General features: G+C 70.9%; 22 protein-coding genes, 1 pseudogene and 1 riboswitch. Of the genes and pseudogenes, 5 read left to right on the forward strand and 18 right to left on the reverse strand.

Annotated elements, in window-relative coordinates; genetic code table 11:
• Positions 1–33: 33 nt before the first annotated feature.
• The 5 genes from HF999_RS11085 to rpsP all read right to left on the reverse strand — a co-directional run bounded on the left by HF999_RS11085 (position 34) and on the right by rpsP (position 2,479).
• Positions 34–426, reverse strand: a complete 393-nt coding sequence (locus tag HF999_RS11085; RefSeq protein WP_168545936.1) for a hypothetical protein — start codon at positions 424–426, stop codon at positions 34–36.
• Between the two features lie 117 nt (positions 427–543).
• A complete protein-coding gene (trmD, locus tag HF999_RS11090) occupies positions 544–1,245 on the reverse strand; it encodes a tRNA (guanosine(37)-N1)-methyltransferase TrmD (RefSeq protein ID WP_168545937.1) in 702 nt (233 codons plus the stop codon).
• Positions 1,246–1,248: 3 nt separating this feature from the next.
• Positions 1,249–1,770: a ribosome maturation factor RimM gene (gene rimM / locus HF999_RS11095; RefSeq protein ID WP_168545938.1), complete on the reverse strand. Its 522-nt coding sequence runs from the start codon at positions 1,768–1,770 to the stop codon at positions 1,249–1,251.
• A gap of 4 nt (positions 1,771–1,774) precedes the next feature.
• Positions 1,775–2,023: an RNA-binding protein gene (locus tag HF999_RS11100; RefSeq protein WP_013126270.1), complete on the reverse strand. Its 249-nt coding sequence runs from the start codon at positions 2,021–2,023 to the stop codon at positions 1,775–1,777.
• Entirely contained in the window at positions 2,024–2,479 is a 456-nt protein-coding gene (gene rpsP / locus HF999_RS11105) for a 30S ribosomal protein S16 (RefSeq protein ID WP_168545939.1), read from the reverse strand. It abuts the gene before it with no gap.
• Positions 2,480–2,683: 204 nt separating this feature from the next.
• On the opposite strand from rpsP, the gene gad reads away from it, so the two are divergent.
• On the forward strand, positions 2,684–4,066 hold the full coding sequence (gene gad / locus HF999_RS11110) for a glutamate decarboxylase (RefSeq protein WP_168545940.1): 1,383 nt from the start codon (positions 2,684–2,686) through the stop codon (positions 4,064–4,066).
• Between the two features lie 250 nt (positions 4,067–4,316).
• Entirely contained in the window at positions 4,317–5,600 is a 1,284-nt protein-coding gene (locus HF999_RS11115; RefSeq protein ID WP_168545941.1) for an acyltransferase, read from the forward strand.
• On the opposite strand, the gene HF999_RS11120 is transcribed toward HF999_RS11115, so the two are convergent.
• The 6 genes from HF999_RS11120 to ftsY form a co-directional block, all read right to left on the reverse strand.
• The gene (locus HF999_RS11120) at positions 5,516–6,592 is read right to left on the reverse strand and encodes an amidohydrolase family protein (protein WP_312854099.1); all 1,077 of its coding nucleotides are present in this window, start codon (positions 6,590–6,592) and stop codon (positions 5,516–5,518) included. The genes HF999_RS11115 and HF999_RS11120 overlap by 85 nt on opposite strands.
• 18 nt (positions 6,593–6,610) lie before the next feature.
• Positions 6,611–8,182 carry a signal recognition particle protein gene (gene ffh, locus HF999_RS11125; RefSeq protein WP_168545942.1) on the reverse strand — a complete coding sequence of 524 codons (1,572 nt, stop codon included), beginning with the start codon at positions 8,180–8,182 and terminating at the stop codon, positions 6,611–6,613.
• 9 nt (positions 8,183–8,191) lie between these two features.
• The gene (locus HF999_RS11130; protein ID WP_168545943.1) at positions 8,192–10,684 is read right to left on the reverse strand and encodes a [protein-PII] uridylyltransferase; all 2,493 of its coding nucleotides are present in this window, start codon (positions 10,682–10,684) and stop codon (positions 8,192–8,194) included.
• An 8-nt stretch (positions 10,685–10,692) separates the two neighbouring features.
• Positions 10,693–11,031, reverse strand: coding sequence for a P-II family nitrogen regulator (locus HF999_RS11135; protein WP_168545944.1), 339 nt, complete (start codon positions 11,029–11,031; stop codon positions 10,693–10,695).
• Between the two features lie 53 nt (positions 11,032–11,084).
• The gene (locus HF999_RS11140; protein WP_168545959.1) at positions 11,085–12,389 is read right to left on the reverse strand and encodes an ammonium transporter; all 1,305 of its coding nucleotides are present in this window, start codon (positions 12,387–12,389) and stop codon (positions 11,085–11,087) included.
• A gap of 231 nt (positions 12,390–12,620) precedes the next feature.
• A complete protein-coding gene (gene ftsY / locus HF999_RS11145) occupies positions 12,621–14,087 on the reverse strand; it encodes a signal recognition particle-docking protein FtsY (protein WP_312854100.1) in 1,467 nt (488 codons plus the stop codon).
• 131 nt (positions 14,088–14,218) lie between these two features.
• Positions 14,219–14,360: riboswitch (cobalamin riboswitch) on the forward strand.
• 44 nt (positions 14,361–14,404) lie between these two features.
• Between ftsY and HF999_RS11150 the strand changes: the two genes are divergently transcribed.
• From HF999_RS11150 to HF999_RS11160, 3 genes and pseudogenes are all read left to right on the forward strand, one after another.
• Positions 14,405–15,382 (forward strand): ABC transporter substrate-binding protein, encoded by a 978-nt coding sequence (locus tag HF999_RS11150; RefSeq protein WP_168545946.1) that lies wholly within the window; start codon positions 14,405–14,407, stop codon positions 15,380–15,382.
• A complete protein-coding gene (locus HF999_RS11155; protein WP_168545947.1) occupies positions 15,379–16,107 on the forward strand; it encodes a (2Fe-2S) ferredoxin domain-containing protein in 729 nt (242 codons plus the stop codon). The genes HF999_RS11150 and HF999_RS11155 overlap by 4 nt, the downstream gene beginning before the upstream one ends.
• A 5-nt stretch (positions 16,108–16,112) precedes the next feature.
• Positions 16,113–16,361: pseudogene (locus tag HF999_RS11160) on the forward strand (LLM class flavin-dependent oxidoreductase); the annotation flags it as partial.
• Between the two features lie 140 nt (positions 16,362–16,501).
• Here HF999_RS11160 and HF999_RS11165 read toward each other — a convergent pair.
• The 7 genes from HF999_RS11165 to HF999_RS11195 form a co-directional block, all read right to left on the reverse strand.
• Complete coding sequence (locus HF999_RS11165; protein ID WP_043534174.1) at positions 16,502–16,804, reverse strand: alkylmercury lyase; 303 nt, start codon at positions 16,802–16,804, stop codon at positions 16,502–16,504.
• A 12-nt stretch (positions 16,805–16,816) separates the two neighbouring features.
• Complete coding sequence (locus HF999_RS11170; protein ID WP_168545960.1) at positions 16,817–18,778, reverse strand: heavy metal translocating P-type ATPase; 1,962 nt, start codon at positions 18,776–18,778, stop codon at positions 16,817–16,819.
• Positions 18,775–19,143 (reverse strand): Cd(II)/Pb(II)-sensing metalloregulatory transcriptional regulator CmtR, encoded by a 369-nt coding sequence (gene cmtR, locus HF999_RS11175; RefSeq protein WP_168545948.1) that lies wholly within the window; start codon positions 19,141–19,143, stop codon positions 18,775–18,777. Before cmtR ends, HF999_RS11170 begins: the two co-directional genes overlap by 4 nt.
• Before the next feature lie 87 nt (positions 19,144–19,230).
• Positions 19,231–19,794, reverse strand: coding sequence for a hypothetical protein (locus tag HF999_RS11180; RefSeq protein WP_246207623.1), 564 nt, complete (start codon positions 19,792–19,794; stop codon positions 19,231–19,233).
• A complete protein-coding gene (locus HF999_RS11185) occupies positions 19,724–21,010 on the reverse strand; it encodes a relaxase/mobilization nuclease domain-containing protein (RefSeq protein ID WP_168545949.1) in 1,287 nt (428 codons plus the stop codon). The genes HF999_RS11180 and HF999_RS11185 overlap by 71 nt, the downstream gene beginning before the upstream one ends.
• Entirely contained in the window at positions 21,007–21,597 is a 591-nt protein-coding gene (locus HF999_RS11190; protein ID WP_043534178.1) for a hypothetical protein, read from the reverse strand. Before HF999_RS11190 ends, HF999_RS11185 begins: the two co-directional genes overlap by 4 nt.
• On the reverse strand, positions 21,594–22,595 hold the full coding sequence (locus tag HF999_RS11195; protein ID WP_210733707.1) for a hypothetical protein: 1,002 nt from the start codon (positions 22,593–22,595) through the stop codon (positions 21,594–21,596). The genes HF999_RS11190 and HF999_RS11195 overlap by 4 nt, the downstream gene beginning before the upstream one ends.
• Positions 22,596–22,787 lie beyond the last annotated feature (192 nt).

The raw sequence follows: 22,787 nt of genomic DNA on the forward strand, positions 1-22,787 counted from the left end.
GGTACCGCCCGGGGCGGACCTGTCTTTGCAGTACTACTTCACCGGCCCCACGACGACGCCCTGGCCGTTCTCCCCCACGCCGGTGGGACCGGTCACGGTCCCGGGCTTGGCACCCGGCCCGTTCCCGGCGACGGTGCCCGTGACGGTGCCGGTCTTCGGGTCGTACTTGCCGATCACGACGCCCTTGCCGTCTCGGACGGTGCCGGAGGCGTCGATCTGGAAGGTGGCGCCCGAGGTCGGGACCTGCGAGCACGGAAGCGTCTTCTGCGCCTCGCCGTTGATGCCGGTCGTGCCGCAGACCTTGCCGGGCTTCGGCGCGGCGGTGTCGCCGCCCGCGGAGGCGATGCCCGCCCCGAGGATTCCTCCGCCGACGATGGCGAGGCCGGCGGCTGCGGCGGCGGTGCGACGGATCTGGATCTTGCGCATGGGATGTCTCCTTCACGTGGACCGGCGGCGGCCGGTTTCGAAGCACTCGCTTCGGTGACACCACACTGCAGGCGGCGTGCTGTGGCCCACCTGAAGCCACCTGAACGCCCCTTCAGGTCAGGATGTCTGTGCAGGTGGCAGTAGGTCGGGCCGACGGTCCGCCGTCCGCGCGAGGGACTGTTCGCGGCGCCACTGCGCCACCTTCGCGTGGTCGCCCGAGAGGAGGACGGGCGGCACCGTCAGGTCGCGCCAGGTCTCGGGGCGCGTGTACGAGGGGCCCTCGAGGAGCCCGTCGGCACCGTCGGAGAAGGAGTCGTCCTGATGGCTGAGGCGGTTGCCGAGCACGCCCGGGATGAGGCGGCCGAAGGCCTCGACCATGACCAGGACGGCGACCTCGCCGCCGATGAGGACGTAGTCGCCGATGGACACCTCGACCACACGGACCCGCTTCGCGGCGTCGTCGAAGACGCGCTGATCGATGCCCTCGTAGCGCCCGCAGGCGAAGACGATGTGCTCCTCGTTCGCCCATTCGTGCGCCATGGCCTGGGTGAAGGGCACGCCCGCGGGCGTGGGCACCACGAGGAGCGCGTCGTCGGGGCAGATGTCGTCGAGGGCGGGACCCCAGACGGTGGGCTTCATGACCATGCCGGGACCGCCGCCGTAGGGCGAGTCGTCGACGGCCTTGTGCACGTCGTGGGTCCAGTCGCGGAGATCGTGCACGCCGAACTCGAGCAGCCCCTTGTCGACGGCCTTGCCGAGCAGCGCCTGGCGCAGCGGCGCGAGGTACTCGGGGAAGATCGTCACCACGTCGATGCGCATGCGCTACTCCGGGTCGAGGAGGCCCTCGGGGGCGTCCACCAGGACGACGCCGCCCGCGATGTCGATCTCGGGCACGATCGCGGTGACGAACGGGATGAGGATCTCGCGGCCATCGGCGGCTTTCACCGACAGGAGCTCCCCGCCGGGCGCGTGCAGCACCTCGGCGATGACGCCCACGTCCGCACCGTCCACGGTGCGCACGGCGAGGCCCTCGAGTTCGTGGTCGTAGAACTCGTCGGGATCGTCGCTGGGCTCCACGTCGGCGGAGTCGATGAAGAAGAGGGTCCCGCGCAGTTCGTCGGCCGCGGTGCGGTCGCTCACGCCCTGCAGACGCACCAGCAGCCTCCCGGAGTGATTCCGGGAGGCTGCCACGGTGTACGTCTGATTCTGCTTCTCGCGGGGGCGGCGTCCGGTGAGGACGACGCCGTCCGCGAAGCGGAGCTCGGGTGAATCGGTGCGCACCTCCACGACGATCTCGCCGCGGATGCCGTGCGACTTGGCGACACGGCCGATCACGAGCTCCATCGGGTCAGCGGACCCGATCGGTGTCGACGACGTCGATCCGGATGCCCTTGCCGCCGATGCCGGTGACGAGGGTGCGCAGGGCGGTGGCGGTGCGGCCGCTGCGGCCGATCACCTTGCCCAGGTCGTCCGGGTTCACGTGCACCTCGATCACGCGGCCGCGACGGCCGGTGATCAGGTCCACGCGGACGTCGTCCGGGTTCGACACGATGCCGCGCACGAGGTGCTCGACGGCATCAGCGACGACGGCGCTCATTTACTCGCCCTCGGCCGGAGCCTCGGCGGCGGCCTCGGCCGGAGCCTCAGCGGCGTCGTCGGCCTTCTTCTCGGCCTTCTTCTTGGGCGTGGTGGCGGCCGCGGCGGGCTCCTTGTCGGCCTCGGCGAGGGCGGCGTTGAAGAGGTCCAGCTTGGACGGCTTCTCGGCGGCGGTCTTCAGGGTGCCCTCGGCGCCGGGGAGGCCCTTGAACTTCTGCCAGTCACCGGTGATCTTCAGGAGGGCGAGCACGGGCTCGGTCGGCTGCGCGCCGACGCCCAGCCAGTACTGCACGCGCTCGGAGTCGATCGCGATGAGCGACGGCTCCTCCTTGGGGTGGTACTTGCCGATCGACTCGATCGCGCGGCCGTTACGGCGGGTGCGCGCGTCGGCGATGACGACGCGGTACTGCGGGTTGCGGATCTTGCCGAGCCGCGTGAGCTTGATCTTGACAGCCATGTGCCTTGGTTCCTTCGTGTGTTGTCACGTGTGCAATTCAGCGATGCGTCAGGATGAACGCACCCGGTTTTGCCGTCTTCATGCGTGACCGCCGGGCGGTATCTCAGCCGCTGCCGGTCAGCAGCGATCCATTGTGCCATGTCGCGCGAGCTGCACGAAATCGCCCGGGCTGCCACGCCCGGCCCGCGGCGGTAGCGTTCGGTCATGTCCACGAATCCGCTCGACGACGACGCCGTCCTCATCCCCGCCTACGCGGGACGACTCGGCACCGACCCCCTCCCCCGCGCCAAGCTGGCGGACGGCGAGACGACCTCGGCCGAGGCCTACCGGTTCATCCACGACGAGCTGATGCTGGACGGGCAGTCGCGGATGAACCTCGCGACCTTCGTGACGACGTGGATGGAGCCGCAGGGCCAGGCCCTGATGGCCGAGTCCTTCGACAAGAACGCCATCGATCACGACGAGTACCCGGCCACCTCGGCGATCGATGCGCGCACGGTGGCGATCGTCGCGGACCTGTTCCACGCCCCGGGCCTGGATCCGGCGGACCCGGCGTCGGCGACGGGGACGACCACCATCGGCTCCTCCGAGGCGGTCATGCTCGCCGGCCTCGCCCTCAAGTGGCGGTGGCGAAAGGCCCGGCAGGCGCAGGGCCTCGACACGAGCCGGCCGAAGCTGGTCCTGGGCTCGAACGTGCAGGTGGTGTGGGAGAAGTTCTGCCGCTACTTCGATGTCGAGCCCGTCTACCTCCCGATCGAGCCGGGCCGCTATGTCATCACCCCCGAGCAGGTGCGCGCCGCCGTCGACGAGCACACGATCGGCGCCGTCACGATCCTGGGCACCACCTTCACCGGCGAGTACGAGGACGTCGCGGGCGTGTGCGCGGCGTTGGACGAGCTCGCCGCGCAGGGTGGGCCCGACGTACCCGTGCACGTCGACGCCGCGAGCGGCGGCTTCGTCGCCCCGTTCCTGGACCCGGACCTGCACTGGGACTTCCGGGTGCCGCGGGTGGCGTCGATCAACGCCTCCGGCCACAAGTTCGGCCTCACCTACCCGGGCATCGGATTCGTCGTCTTCCGCGACCGCGCGGCGCTCGACGAGGACCTCGTGTTCCGGGTGAACTACCTCGGCGGGGACATGCCGACCTTCACCCTCAACTTCTCCCGTCCCGGCGCGCAGATCATCGGCCAGTACTACAACTTCGTCCGTCTCGGACGCGACGGCTACACGAAGGTGATGCGGGCCCTGCGCGGGACCGCGACCTGGCTGGCGAAGGAGCTCGGCACCCTGCCGCACCTGCACGTCGTCACCGACGGCTCGGCCCTGCCCGTCGTCACCCTGACCATCGACGACGGTGCGCCGTTCACGGCCTTCGACGTCTCGCACGAGTTGCGCGCGTACGGATGGCAGGTCCCGGCGTACACGATGCCGGCGGACGCCCAGGACGTCACCGTCCTCCGGATCGTCGTGCGCGAGGGCTTCTCGGGCGATCTGGCGGGCCGGCTGCGCGACGATCTCGCGGCCGCGCTCACCCGGCTCGGCCGGACGGACGGGCCCGCCGACCGCCGCTCCGTCTTCCACTACTGAGCGTCCCTGCGACCCGGCCGTCGGCGCGCGGCTCACCGCCCCGGCGCCGAACGGCTGGTAAACTGGTGGCCGAACACGGTCGTCTTCGCGTGACGCGCGCCACTTCCGGCGCGTTGCACTCCCAACAGAAGATTACCCGCGGGTAAACTCGGCACGACGTTGCAGCCTGTGCCCCGCACCTCAGCCCGGTGTAGCCCACTGCCAGGCCGCGTACAGCCACCTCGCAGGATCGGACCACAGACTCTTCATCATGGCCACGCACCTGGACCACACCTCCTCGTCACCGGTGATCACCGGTGACGGAGCGGTCGCGCGGCCCCGTGCTGGCTACCTGCACCAACTCGACTTCGTCCGGACGATCACGTTCCTGCTGGTGGTGTTCATCCACACGCTGACGAACACCAACGACGAGGTCAACGGCACCGTCACGAACGCGATCGCGATGAACCTGCACTTCACGCGGAACGCGTTCTTCGCGCTGACCGGCCTGGTGCTGGCGTACGGGATCGTCGAGCGCGGTGCGCAGCTGAGCCCCGTCCGGTTCTGGCGCAAGCGCCTCAAGCTGGTGGTGATCCCGTTCGTGCTCTGGGCGTTCGCGTACTGGGTCTACGACATGGCGGTCCGCGGCGACGGCGCGGCCATCCCCCGGAGCCTCGGCGACTTCTGGAACAACCTCAAGTGGGGCGGCCTCAACGGCTACCAGCTGTACTTCATCTTCGTGACGATCCAGATCTACCTGCTGTTCCCGCTGATCTTCGGGTTCGTGCGCCGCACCCGCCGCTTCCACGGGCGGATCCTGCTCGCGAGCGCCGTCCTGCAGGTCGGGATCTACGTCGCGGCCACCTACTGGAACCCGACCACCGGCTGGTGGGGCGAGAACTTCTGGCACCTCTACGCCACGTTCATCCCGTACCAGTTCTTCATCCTGCTCGGCGTGATCACGGCCTTCCACCGCGAGCGGGTGGAGGCGGTGCTCCTTCGGCACACCCCGCTCGTCTTCGGGCTGGCGATCGGCACGGCCGTCGCGGCGCAGGCGCTCTACCGGGTCCGCCTGAGCGACGAGACCGCTCCGATCGTGGCCTCGGCGGTGTTCCAGCCGGCGAACTTCGTGCTCTACATCGCGCTGGTCGCCGCGGTCTACACGACGGGCCTGCTGCTCGCCCGCAACCGGCACCGGCTGCCGAGGCTGACGCGGTTCGCCTCGTACGGCGCGAAGCGCTCGTTCGGCGTCTTCCTCGTGCACGTCATGGTGCTCTCGGTGCTGCTCCTGCCCAAGTCGGGCGACGGTGCGCCGTGGCTCACCACGGTGCTCCCCTCCCCGTTCGGCACGGCCGTCGCCTACCTGGTCACCATCACGGTGACGCTCGGCGTCGTCGAGCTGCTCAGCCGCGCGCCGAAGGCCCAGTGGTGGGTCGGCCGCCCCCGGCCGAAGAAGCGCGTCGCGCGGGCTCAGGCGAGCGCGCCCCGCACCACCACCGCCGACGGTGCCGGCAGCGCGCCGTGCGCCAGCGCCACGCGCGGGTCCTCGGCGTAGATCACGAGGTCGGCGGGGGCACCGTCGTCGATGCCGGCGTAGCCGAGCCACTGCCGGGCGCACCACGACGCGGCGGCGATCGCGTCCTCGGGCGGCATCACCGCGGCGAGGGCGGTGATCTCGCGCGGCAGGGCGCCGTGCACGTTGAAGCCCCCGGCGTCGGTGCCGGCGTACATCGCGACCCCCGCCTCCCACGCGGCGCGGAAGGTCGCCTTCCGGCGGTCGTGCAGCGCCAGCATGTGCCGGTGGTAGGTGGGGAACTTCTCGGCGGCGGGCGCGGCGATGGACGGGAAGTTCTCGATCTGGATCATGGTGGGCACCAGGCCGATTCCCTTCTCCACCATGACCTCGATGGTGTCCGCGGTGAGCCCGGAGCCGTGTTCGATCGCGTCGACGCCGGCGGCGAGCAGGCCGGGCAGGGCGTCCTCGCCGAAGACGTGCGCCGTCACGCGCGCCCCCGCGTCGTGGGCGGCGGCGACGGCCTCCGCGAGCGCGTCGTCGGGCCACAGCGGCGCGAGGTCGCCCACGGACCGGTCGATCCAGTCCCCCACGAGCTTGATCCACGGGTGCCCCTCGGCGGCCCGGCGACGCACCGCGGCGACGAGCTCCGAGGGATCCTCGAGCTGCTCCCCGAGGCCGCGGGTGTACCGCTTGACCAGCGCGATGTGCCGCCCCATCCGGACGAACCGCGGCAGGCCCGGCTGCCCGTCCAGGGGCGAGGTGTCGAGGTCGGAACCGGGTTCGCGGATGACGGTGACGCCCACCGCGACGTCCTCCAGTGCGAGCGCGCGGCCGCGGACCAGGTCCGGCTCTCCGTCCTCGACGATGCCGACGTGGCAGTGGGCGTCGACGTACCCGGGCACCGCGTAGCCGGTCAGTTCGGTCCGCGGGCCGGTCGCGCCCGGATCGGACAGGTGCACGGCACCGTCGGACACCCAGAATTCGCCCTCGCCGCCGGGCAGCACGACGCCGGAGAAGTGCAGATCGCTCACCCCGGCACTGTAACCCGGCTACCGCTTCTTGCGGAGCTGCTCCTCGAGCGCGGCCATGTCGATGCCCTCGAGCCCCGGGGGCAACTGGTCAAGGCCCTTGGGCATGCCGGAGAGGTCCATACCCGCGGGCATCCCGGGCATGCCGGGGAAGCCGCCGCCCATCCGCGGAGCCGCCGGACCGGTCTGCCGGGCACGGTTGTTCTTCTTGCCCTGCTTGCCCTTCTGCTTGCGCTTGGACAGCCGCTTGGGGACGCCGCCGCCGAAGCCGGCCATCTGCGACATCATCTTGCGGGCCTCGAAGAAGCGATCGACCAGCTGGTTCACGTCGGTCACGGTGACGCCGGAGCCCTTGGCGATGCGCAGGCGGCGCGAGGCGTTGATGATCTTCGGATCGTTGCGCTCGGCGGGCGTCATGCCGCGGATGATCGCCTGGATCCGGTCGAGCTGGCTGTCGTCGACCGCCGCGAGCGCGTCCTTCATCTGGCCCGCGCCGGGCAGCATGCCCAGCAGGTTCCCGATGGGGCCCATCTTGCGGATCATCAGCATCTGATCGAGGAAGTCCTCGAGGGTCAGCTCGCCGGAGGTGATCTTGGCGGCCGCCTCCTCCGCCTTCTGCTGGTCCATGTGCTGCTCGGCCTGCTCGATGAGCGAGAGCACATCGCCCATGCCGAGGATCCGCGAGCTCATGCGGTCCGGGTGGAAGACGTCGAAGTCGTCGAGCTTCTCGCCCGTGGACGCGAACAGGATGGGCTTGCCGGTGATCTCGCGGACCGAGAGCGCGGCGCCGCCGCGGGCGTCGCCGTCGAGCTTGGTGAGCACGACACCGGTGAAGTCGACACCGTCGGCGAAGGCCTGGGCGGTGGTCACCGCGTCCTGCCCGATCATGGCGTCGAGGACGAAGAGCACCTCGTCGGGATCCACGGCGTCGCGGATGCCCCGCGCCTGGCCCATGAGCTCCTCGTCGATGCCGAGGCGGCCCGCGGTGTCGACGATGACCACGTCGTGCTGGCGGGCCTTCGCCTCGGCGATGCCGCCGCGCGCGACCTCGACGGGGTCGGCCGCACTGACGCCCAGGGTGCCCTCGCCGCCGACGGAGGTGCCGGGGTGCGGCGCGTAGGTGGGCACGCCCGCCCGCTCACCGACGATCTTGAGCTGGTCGACGGCGCCCGGACGCTGCAGGTCGCAGGCCACGAGCATGGGCGTGTGGCCCTGCTTCTTGAGGAAGTACGCCAGCTTGCCGGCGAGGGTGGTCTTACCCGCGCCCTGCAGGCCCGCGAGCATGATCACCGTGGGCGGGGTCTTGGCCAGGTTGAGCCGCCGGGTCTCGCCGCCGAGGATGCCGACGAGCTCCTCGTTGACGATCTTGACGATCTGCTGCGCCGGGTTGAGCGCCGCCGAGACCTCGTGGCCCTTGGCCCGCTCCTTGACCCGCGCGACGAAGGCACGCACCACGGGCAGCGCGACATCGGCCTCGAGCAGCGCGAGGCGGATCTCGCGCGCCGTCGAGTCGATGTCTGCGTCGGTCAGCCGGCCCTTGCCGCGCAGGTCCTTGAGCGCGCCTGTGAGCCGATCGGAGAGGGATTCGAACATTGCTCCAGCCTACCGAAAGCCCTGCGTCTGCCCGCCCTCCGGTGGCTCGGGCGGTGCGGCCTCGGGCAGGACGGCGAGGACGGCGCGCTCCGCGCGGGCCCGCACGCTCGGCTCGTCGGCCGGGACCGCGAGGCAGAAGGCGTCCACCACGGTGGCGCCGAGCGTCGCGACCCGGGCCCAGCGCACGTCGAGTCCGGCGTCGTCGAGGGCGCCCGCGATCCGCGCGAGCAGGCCCGGGGTGTCCCCGGCCCGGACCTCGAGGACGACGGTGCCGGGCGCACCGTCGAACCAGCGCAGCCGGGGCGGCGCGGCCACCCGCAGCGGGGGCGCGGCGTCGGACCGGTCGACGGGGGCCGCCGCCGAGCGTTCGCGTTCGACCAGCTCGGCGAGCACGTCGGCGCCGTCGAACGCGGCCAGCAGGCTCTGCCGGACGACGGCGGGGTCGGGCGGATCACCGAAGCTCGGGACCACGACGAAGGTGTTCACCGCGGAGTCCTCGACACCGGCGACGGTGGCGGTGTGCACCCGCAGTCCGGCGAGCGCCAGGACCGCGGCCATGCGGGCGAGCACGCCGCGCCGGTCGGGACCGACGACCACGACGGTGAAGGTGTGCGGTCCCAGCGCGGGCGCGGGCGCGATCCGCACGTGCGTGCCACCCCCGGCGGCGAGCGCGACGACCTCGTCGGACATCGGTGCGGGCTGCGGCGCGGGCTCCCCGGCCAGCACGCGAGCGGTGCGCCGGACCAACTCGCCGATGAGCCGGGACTTCCAGTCGCCCCACACGCCGGGCCCGGTCGCCAGCGAGTCCGCCTCGGCGAGCGCGTGCAGCAGTTCCAGCAGCACCGGGTCTCGGCCGATCCTGTCCGCGACCATCTCGACGGTCGCGGGATCGTCGAGATCGCGCCGGGTCGCGATCTCGGGCAGCAGGAGGTGGTGCCGCACCATGGCGGTGAGCAGTCCGGTGTCGCGCTCGTCGAGGCCGAGGCGGGTCGCGATCGCCCCGGCGAGCTCGGCGCCGATCACGCTGTGATCGCCGCCGCGGCCCTTGCCGAGGTCGTGCAGGAGCGCGCCGAGCGCGAGCAGATCGGGCCGGGCGACATCGGTGGCGCGGCTCGCGGCGTGCGCGACGGTCTCCACCAGGTGCCGATCGACGGTCCAGGTGTGCACGGCGTCGCGGGGCGGGAGGTCGCGCACGGCGCCCCATTCGGGGAGCAGCCGCGCCCACAGCCCCGTCCGGTCGAGGGCCTCGATCACGGGCACGGCACCGCGACCCGCGCCGAGCAGTGCGAGGAAGTCGGAGACGCTCTCCGCGGGCCAGGGACTGCGGGGCACGGGGGCGACCTCGGCGAGGCGGCTCAGCGTGGAGGCGGACATCGGCAGGCCGGACGCGGCGGCCGCGGCGGCGACCCGCACGGTCAGGCCGAGGTCCCGATCGGGCCGGGCGTCACGAGCCAGGGTGACCTCGCCGGCGTGCTCGACCACGCCCTCCGCGAGGGGTCGTCGGACGGGTGCCCGCCGCAGGCGCGAGAGGCCGCGCCGGGGCAGCGCGTTCTGCGCGGTCCGAATGCCGACGTCGACCGCGTAGGCGACGGTGCGCCCGCTGTCGCTGATGGTGCGGGCCAGGTCGAACCGGTCGCCGAGGCGCAGTGCCGCACCGATCTCGTCGGCCTCCTGGGCGCGCACCTGGTCGCGGGCGCGCCCGGAGATGCGGTGCAGTTCGGTGCGGACGTCGAGGAGCCGACCGTACGCGGCGGCCAGGTCGTTGCCCGTCGAGCCGCCCGGCGAGGCCGACGGGGTCGGGATCCCGTCCGTCAGCTGAGCGAGCGAAAGCGCCTGCAGCAGCTGCACATCGCGCATGCCGCCACGGCCGTTCTTGAGGTCGGGCTCGGCGCGATGGGCGATCTCGCCGGAGCGGCGCCACCGCTCCTGGGCCTGCTGAACGAGGTCGTCGACGCGGGTCCGGATATCGGTGCGCCACTGCCTGCGGACACCACTGATCAGCAGGTTGGTGATCTCCTGGTCGCCCACGATGTGCCGGGCGTCGAGCAGCCCGAGCGCGGCCGTCAGGTCGGACTGGGCGACGCGGACCGCCTCCGGCACCGTCCGGACGCTGTGGTCGAGCTTGATGTGCGCGTCCCAGAGCGGGTACCAGATGCTCTCGGCGACGGCGGCGACCTGCGCCGGATCGAGCCCGTCGTCGTGCACGAGCAGCAGGTCGAAATCGCTGTGCGGCAGCAGCTCCCGTCGACCGAGTCCGCCGACGGCGACGAGCGCCAGCCCGCTGTCCGGACCGATGCCGGCCGCGGTCCCGCGGGTGGTGAGCCACACCTCGGCGAGGTCCGCCAGGGCGCCGCGCAGGGCAGCGGGGTCCAGCCCGTGGGGCCCCGCCGCCCGGTCGAGCAGGCGGGCCCGGGCGGCGACCAGTTCCTTCGCCCCGCCCTGCCCGCCGCTCCCGGACGATCCGTCCCCGCTCGGCGTGATCACCTTGTCCGGCACCGTCATCGACGTTCCTACAGGGCCTCGTTGCCGCGCTCGCCGGTGCGCACCCGCACGACGGACTCGACGGGGGTGACCCATACCTTGCCGTCGCCGATCTTGCCGGTGCGCGCGGCCTCGACGACGATGTCGACGACCGAGTCCACGACGGCATCGTCGACGACGGCCTCGATCCGGACCTTGGGCACGAAATCCACGGAGTACTCCGCACCGCGGTACACCTCGGTATGCCCCTTCTGGCGGCCGTAGCCCTGGACCTCGCTGACGGTCATGCCGAGGATCCCGGCCTGTTCGAGCCCGGCCTTCACGTCTTCGAGAGTGAACGGCTTGACGATGGCGGTGACCAGCTTCATGAGAGTTTCCTTCGCTTAAGTCGGTGGTGGAATCAGCTTAGATCCGGTCGCCCTCAGACCAGGTCGTACGCCGTCTCCGCGTGCTCGGAGTTGTCGATGCCGTCGGCCTCGGCCTCCTTGTCGATCCGCCAGCCGAGCGGCTTGAGTGCGTACGCAATGACCACGGTGAGGACCGCGGTGAAGGCCAGCGCGACCGCGGCGATGACGACCTGCACCACCAGCTGCTTGTAGTCGCCGCCGTAGAACAGGCCGGTGTCCTTGGCCAGGAAGCCCAGCGAGATGGTGCCGATGACGCCGGCCACCAGGTGCACGCCCACCACGTCGAGCGAGTCGTCGAAGCCGAACTTGGACTTCAGGCCGACGCCGAACGCGGCGGCGACACCGGCCACGACGCCGAGGATGATGGCACCGACGGGGGTGAGGTTCGCGCAGGCCGGGGTGATCGCGACCAGTCCGGCGACGACGCCCGATGCGGCGCCCACCGTGGTGGCGTGACCGTCACGGAACTTCTCCACCGCGAGCCAGCCGAGCATGGCGGCGGCGGTCGCGACGGTGGTATTGACCCAGGCCAGGCCTGCGGTCATGTTCGCGGTGCCCGCGGAGCCGGCGTTGAATCCGAACCAGCCGAACCACAGCAGCGCGGCGCCGAGCATGACGAAGGGGATGTTGTGCGGGCGGTACGCGGCCTTGCCGAAGCCGAGTCGCTTGCCGACGATGATCGCCAGCACGAGACCCGCGATACCGGCGTTGATGTGCACGACGGTGCCACCGGCGAAGTCGATGGGTGCGACGTTCGCCGTGCCGTCCGCGTTGACGCCGAACATCTTCGCGGCGATGCCGTCCTTCGCACCCGACAGCAGCCCCTGTCCCCACACCATGTGGGCGAGCGGCAGGTACACGATGGTCGTCCAGACTGCGGTGAACACCAACCAGGTGCCGAACTTCACGCGTTCGGCGAGCGCACCCGAGATCAGCGCGACGGTGATCACGGCGAAGGTCAGCTGGAACCCGGCGAAGACGATCGCCGGCAGGCCACTACCCGGGGCGGTGAGCACCACCAGCGTGTCCTCGCCCGCCTTCTTCGTCGCCGTCAGCTGGTCCAGGCCGAAGTACTTGAACGGGTTGTCGAACATCCCCAGGTAGTTGCCCTCGCCGGAGAACGAGGTCGAATAGCCCCACAGGACGTAGATCACGGAGACCACGCCGAGCGAGCCGATCGACATCATCATCATGTTGAGCACGCTCTTCTGACGGGACAGACCGCCGTAGAAGAACGCGAGAGCGGGGGTCATGAGCAGCACGAGCGCGGCGGACATCAACATCCACGCGGTGGTGCCGGTGTCGACTTTGCCGAACATCTCGTCGGGCACGGAAGCCAAAAGCACTGGGAAACCTCCTCGGACGCGCCGCCGGTGCGACGCGAGTGAGAAAAGCTTCCGTCGCCGCGGTTTCCCGGCGGTCGCGCCCGTGTTGCCCGTGTGTAACCGGTTCGGGCGCTGTCGGGCCCCCGGGTTACGTCCGTGTTTCGGGACGGCGCCCCACCTGTGTACCGAAGATCAACTCAGAGTTGATCTTCGGTACACAGGTCTTCAGCCCAGCAGCGCGTCGACGAACGCGGTGGGCTCGAAGGGCGCCAGATCGTCGGCGCCCTCCCCCAGGCCCACCAACTTCACCGGTACGCCCAGCTCGTGCTGCACGGCGTACACGATGCCGCCCTTGGCGGTGCCGTCCAGCTTCGTGAGCACCACGCCCGTGATGTCCACGACCTCGGCGAACACCTTCGCCTGGACGAGGCCGTTCTGCCCGATGGTGGCGTCCAGCACCAGCAGCACCTCGTCGACCTTGGCCTTCTTCTCGACGACGCGCTTGACCTTGTCCAGCTCGTCCATGAGCCCGGTCTTGGTGTGCAGGCGCCCGGCGGTGTCGATCATGACGACGTCGACGCCCTCCTGCGCACCCTTGGCCACCGCGTCGAAGGCGACCGCCGCCGGGTCGGCCCCCTCCTTGCCGCGGACGATGCCGGCGCCCACCCGCTCGCCCCAGGTCTGCAGCTGATCGGCGGCAGCGGCGCGGAAGGTGTCGGCGGCGCCCAGCAGCACGCGGCGGCCGTCGGCGACGAGTACGCGCGCCAGCTTGCCGGTCGTGGTGGTCTTGCCCGTGCCGTTGACGCCCACCACCAGCAGCACCGACGGTGCGCCGGCGTGCGGCAGGGCCCGGATGCTGCGGTCGTACTCGGGGTGCAGTTCCTCGACGAGCACCTGCCGCAGGAGCGCGCGGGCCTCCGCGGCGCTGCCGACCCCCTGCGTCGCGATCCGGTCGCGCAGCTTCTCCACCACGGCCAGCGTGGTCGGCGTGCCGAGGTCGGCGAGCAGCAGCGTGTCCTCGATCTCCTCCCAGGAGTCCTCGTCGAGGTTGCCGGCGCCGAGCAGGCCCAGCAGCGACGCGCCGACGGTCGACTGCGAGCGCGCGAGCCGGCCCTTGAGCCGGTCCAGGCGCCCCGCCGTCGGGGCGATCTCATCCAGTCGTGTGGCCGACGGTGCCGCCTGCGCAGCAGGAGCCTCGGCCTCCGCGGGAGCCTCGGCCTTCGCGGGAGCCTCGGCCTCCGTGGGCGCGTCGACGACCTGGGGAGCCGCGTCCTCGAGCTCCTCGATCTCCGTCGGCGCCTGCGGCTCGACATCCGCGATGGTCGGGTCGATCTGCTCCGCCTCGGCCAGGCGGGCGTCCTCCTGCGCCTGCGCCGCCTCGGCGACCTCCTGGTCGCGCGACTCCTGCAGGTCCCTGAGCGAGACCTTCGGTGCCACCTCGGGCGCGGCTTCCGGCGCGGGCGGGGCCTTCGGCACCAGCGGGACGGCCTCCGCCTCGCGGGCGCCCTCACTGAAGGTGAAGCCGCCGCCGGCCTGGTAGCCGCCGGACTTGTCGAGGCTCTTCGGTTCCGGCGTCTCGTCCTTGAGCGAGACGCGGCGCCGCTTGTTGAGGTAGAAGCCGGTGGCCAGTGCCGCCAGCACCAGCAGGATGACGACGACGGCGACCAGGATCGCGACGGTGGTAGTACTCACGCCTCGACTGTAGTCAACGCACCCTCGGGCTCCGGCCGGGAGGCGCACCCGTTGTGCTCGTGATTTCATGCACAACGCGACAATCCGCCTCGCCACCAACCTCCCACCGCACGACGCTCGGTTTCACGGGCACAGGAGTGAACCGGACCGGCCTGATAGCGTCCCCCACGAGTCGGACATTGGGAACCCGGTGGGAATCCGGGACTGGCGCGCAACGGTGTGAGGCGATTTCGTCGCCTCGAGTCCGATACCGGCCGACTCGCAGTTGTCCACCACCGCCCCCGCGCACGGAGCGGCAGACGAATCGAGTCCGACCCATGCGGCCCAGTGCCCTCGCTTCCACTCTCGTTCTCCCCGTCGCGGCAGGCCTCCTCGCCGCCTGCGGCACGACACCGTCGGCACCGTCGGCGGCGAGTCCATCCGCCCGGTTCCCGGTCACCGTCACCACGTGCGACTTCGCCTCCGAGGTGAGGTCCGAGCCGCAGCGGATCGTGACGATGAACCAGGGCGCGACGGAGGTGGCGCTCGCGCTGGGTGTCGCCGACCGGATGGTGGGCACGGCGTACCTCGACGATGCCGTCGCCCCGCGGTTCCAGGCCGACTACGCGAAGATCCCCGTGCTCGCGGCGAAGTACCCGACGCAGGAGAAGATGCTGTCGGTGCGTCCGGACCTGGTCTACGGCTCGTACAACTCGGCGTTCAGCGAGAAGAACGCCGGCGACCGCACCCGGCTGCAGGGGCAGGGCATCGCCACGCTGCTCGCCCCGGCGGGCTGCGCGAAGAAGCCCGAGCGAGCCTCCTGGGATCTGATCTGGGACGAACTGTCCGCCGCCGGAAAGGCGTTCGGGACCGAGGCCGCAGCGCAGAAGGTGATCGACGAGCAGAAGGCCGAGTTGGGTACTCCCGCGCTCAAGGACGCCGCGAAGGGGCAGCGGATCTTCTGGTGGGACTACGGCAGCACGAATCTCTACGTCGGGGCCGGCAAGGGCACTCCGCAGTTGCTCATCGATTCGGTCGGCGGTGTGAACGTCTTCGCGGACCTGCCGGGCAATTGGGCCGATGTCTCCCTGGAGAACGTCGTCGGCTCCGACCCCGATGTCATCGTCGTGGCGGACGCAGCCGGCCACCCCGCCCAGGAGCGCATCGATCAGGCGCGCAAGGACCCGGCGTTGAGCCAGCTCCGCGCGGTGCGCGAGAACCGCTTCGTGGTCATCCCCTTCTCGGAGACCACCTCGGGCGTCCGCCTGCTCGACGGTGCGCGGCGCGTCGCCGACGGCATCCGAGCACTGCCGTGACCGCAATCCTTGTCGGGATGTCCGCCGGCGTGGATCCCGACGAGCTCGCGGACCTGGCCCGGACGGCCGCCGCGGAGCCGGCGTTCCTGCAGGTCCACGACCCGGCTCTGGTGGACGTGCTCACCGACGTCGCGGACCGCGGCACCCCCGATGTGCTGCTCATCGGGACGGGCTGGGCCCAGCCCGGGCCGAAGCGATCGTGGTTGCGCCGGGTGGCCGCGCACTGGCTCCGGGGCTACGACGGTGCGCCGATCCTCCGGCTCTCCCCGCAGCTGCTGGCGGCCCCCGACGCGGGCCTGCTCGCCGACGCCATCGCCGCGGGCGGCGCACCGATGGCGGCCGATGCCGCACCGCTGCACTCGCCCGCGTGGGAGGACGTGCCCCGGCACCGCCATCAGGTGCTCGTGTGCCGCGGTCCGCGCTGCTCGGCGCGCGGGGCCTCGGGACTGGTCTCCGCGTTCGGCGACGGGCTGCGCCGCGCGGGCCTGGGCGACGACGACGCCCTGGTCACCGTGACCGGCTGCCAGTTCCCGTGCAACCACGCTCCGGTGGTCACCGTGCAGCCGGACGATGCCTGGTACGGCCGGGTCACCGTCGCCGACGTGCCGGAGCTGGTCGACGCGCACCTCGTTCGAGAGGAACGGGTCGGTCGCCTCGCGCTGCCCCGGGAGCGGTCCGCCGCCCGACGGTGCGCGGAATATTCGGACCGCAGTCCGCAGTTGTAGCAGCCATGAAGAAGATCGGCTTCCTGTCCTTCGGTCACTGGACCGACTCCCCCGGTTCGCGGACGCGGTCCGCGGCGGACGTTCTGCATCAGTCGATCGATCTCGCGGTGGCCGCCGAGGAGGTGGGCGCCGACGGCGCGTACTTCCGCGTGCACCACTTCGCGAACCAGCTCGGTTCGCCGTTCCCACTGCTGGCGGCCGTGGGGGCGCGGACCTCGCGCATCCAGATCGGCACCGGCGTCATCGACATGCGTTAGCGCATGCCTGGGTTGTAGCACCCGTTGTCAGTGTCGGCGCGCTCTACAGCACAACGTTGACGACAATCCTGGCTGGTTTTCGATGAAAGCGGCTCTTCCTGCGCTGAGCGTCGGTGCGATGATCGCGTGCTCCACCCTCATAGAGGCGCATCGAGTACTTCGCGCAGCTGATCGACGGTGGGCGAACCAGCCAGCCCGGCAGGAGTGCGGAACACTCGACAGGCAAGCCCCACCGGCGTGTGCTCGTCGGCGAAGGGGTCGGAGCCGTCAATGAGGACGGTCGGGGACCCGTGGAACCCGAGGCGGGCGGCGTCCTCGGCGGTCTCGACTCGCTGATGCGCGACGCGGACGTCCGATCGGCCGTCGAGGGCCTCGGCGAGCCGCCGGTCGAGCACCTCCCAGTTCGGGCACCCGTCGAAGTACTGCAACGTGATCTCCATGATCCACTCCTCTCAATCTCTGTCCGCGCGGACCGTGGCCGGTGACGCCGTCTCAGGCGACACAGCCGCCGCCGGGCGCTTGGCACGCGCGGCGCGCAGCCCGTTGGCGATGACGACGAGCTCGGCGACCTCGTGGACGAGGACGACCGCGGCCAGGCCGAGCACGCCGGTGATGGCCAGCGGCAGCAGCACGGTGATGATCGCCAGGGACAGCACGATGTTCTGGTTCATGATCGCCCGGCCACGGCGGGCGTGCCGCAGCGCCTGCGGGATCAGGCCGAGGTCGTGGCCGGTGAAAGCGACGTCGGCGGACTCGATCGCGGCGTCGGAGCCGGTCGCGCCCATCGCGATGCCGACGGTCGCCCCGGCCAGGGCGGGGGCGTCGTTGATGCCGTCGCCGATCATCGCGGTGGGCGAGGCCCCGGAGAGCTGGGCGACGATGCGGGCCTTGTCCTCGGGCCGCAGCTCGGCGTGCACGTCGCCGATCCCGGCGATCTGCGCGAGCGCGTGCGCGGTGCGGGCGTTATCGCCGGTGAGCATGCTCACCTCGACGCCCTGGGCCCGCAGCGTGCGCACGACCTCGGGGACCTCGGGGCGCAGCTCATCGCGGACGCCGATCGCCCCGGCCAGCTGGCCGTCGACGGCCACGAGCACGCAGGTCTGGCCCTCGGCCTCCAGGTCCTCGACCCGGGCCTTGAGCGGCCCCGCATCGATCCAGCGGGGGCTGCCCACCGTCACCCGGCGGCCGTCGACCAGGCCGCCGATGCCGTGCCCGGCCTCCTCCGTCACGTCCTGCGCGGCGGGGGCTCCCTTGCCCGCGGCGGCGATGGCGGCGGCCAGCGGGTGCGTGGAGTGCTGCTCGACGGCGGCCGCCCAGGCGAGCACCTGGGCGTCGTCGAACCCGTCGGCGGCGACGACGGCGGTGACCTCGGGCCGGTTGCGGGTCAGGGTGCCGGTCTTGTCCACGGCGAGGTGGCGGATGCCGCCGAGGCGTTCGAAGGCGGCCCCGCTCTTGATGACGACGCCGAACTTCGTCGCGGCCCCGATCGCGGAGACCACGGTGACGGGCACCGCGATCGCCAGCGCGCACGGGCTGGCCGCGACGAGGACGACCAGGGCGCGGGTGATCCAGGTCTCCGGGTCCCCGAGCAGCGAGCCGAGCACGCCGACCAGGACGGCGAGGACCATCACGCCGGGTACCAGCGGGCGGGCGATCCGGTCGGCGATCCGGGCCCGTTCGCCCTTCTCGGCCTGGGCCTGCTCGACCAGCTCCACGATGGTGGTCAGCGAGTTGTCGGTGCCCGCCGCGGTCGCCTCGACCTCCAGCACACCGGCGGTGTTGATCGCGCCCGCCGAGACCGCGTCATCGGGGGCGACCTCGACCGGGATCGACTCGCCGGTGATCGCCGAGGTGTCCAGGCTGGAGCGACCGGACCGGACAATCCCGTCGGTAGCGACCCGCTCGCCGGGGCGGAGCAGCAGCACGTCGCCGACGGCGATCTCCTTGGCCGGGACCTCGACCGAGGCACCGTCGCGCAGTACGGTCGCAGTCTCCGGCACGAGCTTCAGCAGCGCGCGCAGGCCGCCACGGGCGCGGTCCATCGCCTTGTCCTCCAGGGCCTCGGCGATCGAGTAGAGGAACGCCAGCGCGGCTGCCTCCTCCACGTAGCCGAGGATCACCGCGCCGACGGCGCTGATCGTCATCAGCAGCGCGATCCCCAGCTTCCGCCTGACGATCAGGTTCCGCAGCGCGCCGGGCACGAACGTGTACGCGCCCAGCAGCAGGCCCGCCCAGAACGCGACCAGCGCCGCGAGGTGCAGCCCCGACCACTCCAGCACCAGGCCGGTGCCGAACGCGACGCCAGAGAGGATCGGCACCACCAGTCCCGGGTCGCGCCACCACGGGCTCTCGGCCTCCTCGGCCTCTTCGGCGGCGCTGGTGGTCGGCTCGTCGCAGCCGCAGGCGGCGCTCACGAGGCGTCCCCCGAGCCGGTCGCGGCGCAGCAACCGGGCACCGAGCAGTGCGGGTCGATGCACGGCGCGTTCTCGTCCACCGCGAGCGTGACGTCCACCAGCGCCGTCAGCGCCGCCGCGAGGTGCGGGTCGGCGATCTCGTAGCGGGTCTGGCGGCCCTCGGGCTCGGCGACCACGATCCCGCAGTCGCGCAGGCAGGTCAGGTGGTTCGACACGTTCGAGCGCGTCAGCCCCAGCTCGCGCGAGAGCACGGCGGGGTGGCTCGGGCCGTCGAGCAGGGACATCAGGATCCGGGAGCGCGTCGGGTCCGCCATGGCCCGACCCAGCCGGTTCATGACGTCGAGGCGCGAAGCAATGGTCAGCATACACTGAACTATACAGCGCGGACTGACCTATCGTCCAGTAGCAGGGCTGCCGCACGCGCTCCGCGCGCTTGCCCTCGGGAATCACGGTCACCTCTTGCGCCAGCTCGGCCACGTCGACATCCCGCGACCCTTCCACGTCTCCACAAGACCGGCGGCCCACCGGACGGACGCGAAGAGCCCGTAGCCGGCCCCGGCGAGGCCAGCGCCTACCACGAGCCACCGCCCGATGCCGAGCCACACGCTCCCGTCCACGTCCAGTGCCCACTGAGCACCCGTGATGAGCCCGGCGATGCCCATCCAGAGCCCGGCGACGACGACCACCACCGGCAGGAGGGCGAGGCACATCGCGGCGGCGGCCGACCACAGCTGACGGGCCTCCAGCTTCGAGGTGGCGGCGATGATCCGCTCGGCCCGTTCGTTCGACGCGTCGAGGTTCGCGGTCATCGTGGTCGACGCCTCTCCGGTGACCTGCTCGACGGCCTTCTGGACCCGCTCCTCGATGTGCTTCTCGATCCGTTGGACCGCCCCGCCGACCTGGCTGACGAGGTTCTGGTTCGCCGCGGCCTGCGCCTTGAGCCCCTCAATCGCCGATGCCGTAGCCGCGTGATTCCTCTGCGCCTCCGCGACCAAGCTCTGCGACGCGGCGTTCAAGCTCTCGCCGTTGAGACTCTGCGCGAACTCGCCGAGCGTGCTCGCGATCTCGTTCTGCCTGCTCTCGATACTCGCGATCCTCGCGGACACGTCGTTGGAGAGCGAGGAGGTCGACGCCGGGGCCGTGATCCGCTCCAGCCGCGTCGTCGTCTCCTCGTCCATGACCTTCACGAACCCCGCGAGCTTCTTCTGCTGCTCGGCCAGCCGGTCGAGCCTCGCGTTCTGCGCCTCGACGGCGGCGAGGATCGAGGTCAACGCCTCCATCGTCTCCGGACTGTCGAGCTGCTGCTGCGATCCGCTCTGCGCGTTCTGCTGCTTCAGCCTGTCGAGCGCTGCGCTCATGTTCCTGCTCCTCCTGCTGCTGGTGGTAGTCGAAGAACGCCCGCGCGCCCTCCGGGGTGAAATCTGTCGAGAGCGCACTCGTGCGCTTGCGTCGCTCGGCACGCCCGGACTCGCCGCGGCGGTCCTCGATGTAGAGCGTCCACGTCTCCTTGCCGACGTTCTTCCCTCGCTTGCTGATGGCGGTGTGGAGGCGCATCCGCGGCACCGGCTCCCCGTCGTCGCCGAGCTGCTGGTTCTGCTCCGCGATCACCGCTTCGAGACCGGCCTTGTCCGTCGCGCGGGGATCGGCCAGGGCGGCGCTCATCCGGTCGCCCATCTCGCGGTCGAGCCCACCCTCGGTGAAGTCCTCGCGGCGCAGCTCCCAGTCCTTCGGCGCGTGCTCCAGCCGCTTCACGACCGAGAGCCCGTGCTCGCGCATCAGCTCATCGTTCGCCGACTGCACGCCCTTCTGATTCCCGGCCTTGCGGTCGTGGAACGTGCGATAGTCCGAGAGCGCCTTTCCCGTGCGGTTGTTGTGGTGGATGACGAGGATGTGGTTGTGCGGCTTCTTGCCCCGCCCATCCACATGACTGACGACGAGGCAGTCGGAATCCGGGTGCATCTTCTTCGCGAGCTGATAGCCCAGATCGTTCACCCGCTGCACGTCCTCCGGATTCTTCGGGTCAAACTCCTCATCGCTGAACGACTGGCGGTAATGAAGCGCCTCGACCTCGCGCGTTGTGTTCTGCGTAAGCGCCCGAGCGCGCGCCGAGAACGCGCCGGGGCCTCCCGGCACATCGCACGTGATCGCGACGCCCCGCTCGTCCTCCTTGCCACGGATATAGCGCTCGGTGTCGGCGGCGCTGGCGCTCGGGCTGTAGTGCGTCGTGCTCACGAGGCCGTCCGATCCCCGAGCAGCGCGCGGACCTCGCGCAGCAGCTCGATCAGCTCGGGCACGTCCGCCGACAGCGCCACCGCTTCACCGGCCCGCGCGCGGCGGTCGAGGTCATTGACGTTGATCGCCAGCGGGCGGATCTGCGCGGCCAGTTCCCGAGCGTCCGCCGACGCCTGCACGCTCGACTCGACGCCGAGCAGGTGCGCGGCCACGGCGGCGTCCAGCTCCTCGCTCCGAGAGGCGTGGAGGGCATCCCGGACGACGGTCCGCACCCACGTGCTCGGAGCCAGCCCGAGCCGCTTCGCACGAGTGCGAAGCGCCGCGAGCGTGGCCTCTCCGAAGTCGGTATCGAGCTTCGCTCGGCCCCCACGACGACGCTTCGCGCCGCCGTGACTCTGACGCACAGCCTCCGCATCAGCCCGACCGGTGTTCACCTGGGAGTCGGTCTGCTGCTCCACCTGTACGCCAGAGTGGCAAGCAGTAGCCGTGTCGGACATTTCGCTGACGCTCATGTCCTCCCCGGCTGCTTGCGAGGGGCCTCCGGCCCCCTCGACCCCCTGGAACTGCCCATCGAGTTCGGTGCTCATGCCGCACCTCCCGCGACCAGCAGACCGCCGTTCGCGCGGAGCCGCGCGATCTTCGCGTCCAGCGCCTTCTGCTTCGCCTCGGCGCGGCGCTGGCGCTCGTCCTCTGAGAGCGCCGGGCACTCATCTCCGTGCCTCGCGTAGACGCCCGCCTGCGGCGTCGCGCAGGTGCAGAGCTTCAGCTCACGGTTGTGCTCCTCCAGCTCGGCGAGCCGCCTGCGCTGCTGCTCCTCGACGACCTCACGGTCACGCTTCGCCGCCTCCTCTGCGGCGGCGATCTCCTCAGCGCTCGGCTGGATCGGCTGGCCGACTCCAGCGAACTCTGCGAACAGATCGGCCCCCTCGATCGCGTCCAGCTCGGGACGGGTGATCCGGTCGTGCTGCTCGACGATCGGAGCGACCGTGCGCGCCTCGATCTCACCGCGCACGCGCTCCCGCTCCGCGGTGTCCTTGATCGCCTTGCACCTGCGGGCCAGCAGTTCGAGGTCCTGGCGCATGTGCTCGTACCGCTCGTAGCTCTGGTACTCGCGGGTGCCGTTGAGCACGCCGGAGTTCACGAAGATCGAGAACTCGCGCTCGGCGACCGGGATGATCACCGGGAAGCGGCGGAACCCCTGCCCGAGGTTCTCCGCCTCGTGCTTGACCCGCACGCCGCCTTGCATCGACTCGTACTCGCCCGCCAACCCCCGCAGGAACTCCTCGTAGTCCTGAGGGCCGGTGACGATATTCACCCGGTTCAGCAACTGCGTCTTCGAGTTCTTGATGTTGACGATCGGCTTCTCGTCCGCTTCGCGCCACGGGCCCAAGATGCGGAAGAGCATGCCACGACTCTTCGCCGTGCGGATCATGTCGCCCACTCGCATGTCTTCCCAGATCACGACCGGCTCAGCGTCGTACCCCTCCCATGAGACGTTGTCGCCGCCGACCTTGAAGTAGGGCCGTTCGGCGTCCGGAGCGAGCGCCCGAGCGAGCGCCTTCGCGAGCAGATGGGACTGCTGCACGGGTAGGTGACATCTGATCTGGCTTGCCCGGGAGGGTGAGCCTGGAAGGATGGCCATCGTGCCTGAGCCCTATCCGAAAGAGTTCCGCGATGATGTGGTCCGGGTTGCCCGGGATCGTGAGAGCGGTGTGACGATCGAGCAGATCGCGAAGGATTTCGGGGTGCACCCGATGACCTTGCAGAAGTGGATGCG

It is taken from the genome of Tsukamurella spumae (genome assembly GCF_012396015.1).
Lineage (GTDB): Bacteria > Actinomycetota > Actinomycetes > Mycobacteriales > Mycobacteriaceae > Tsukamurella > Tsukamurella spumae.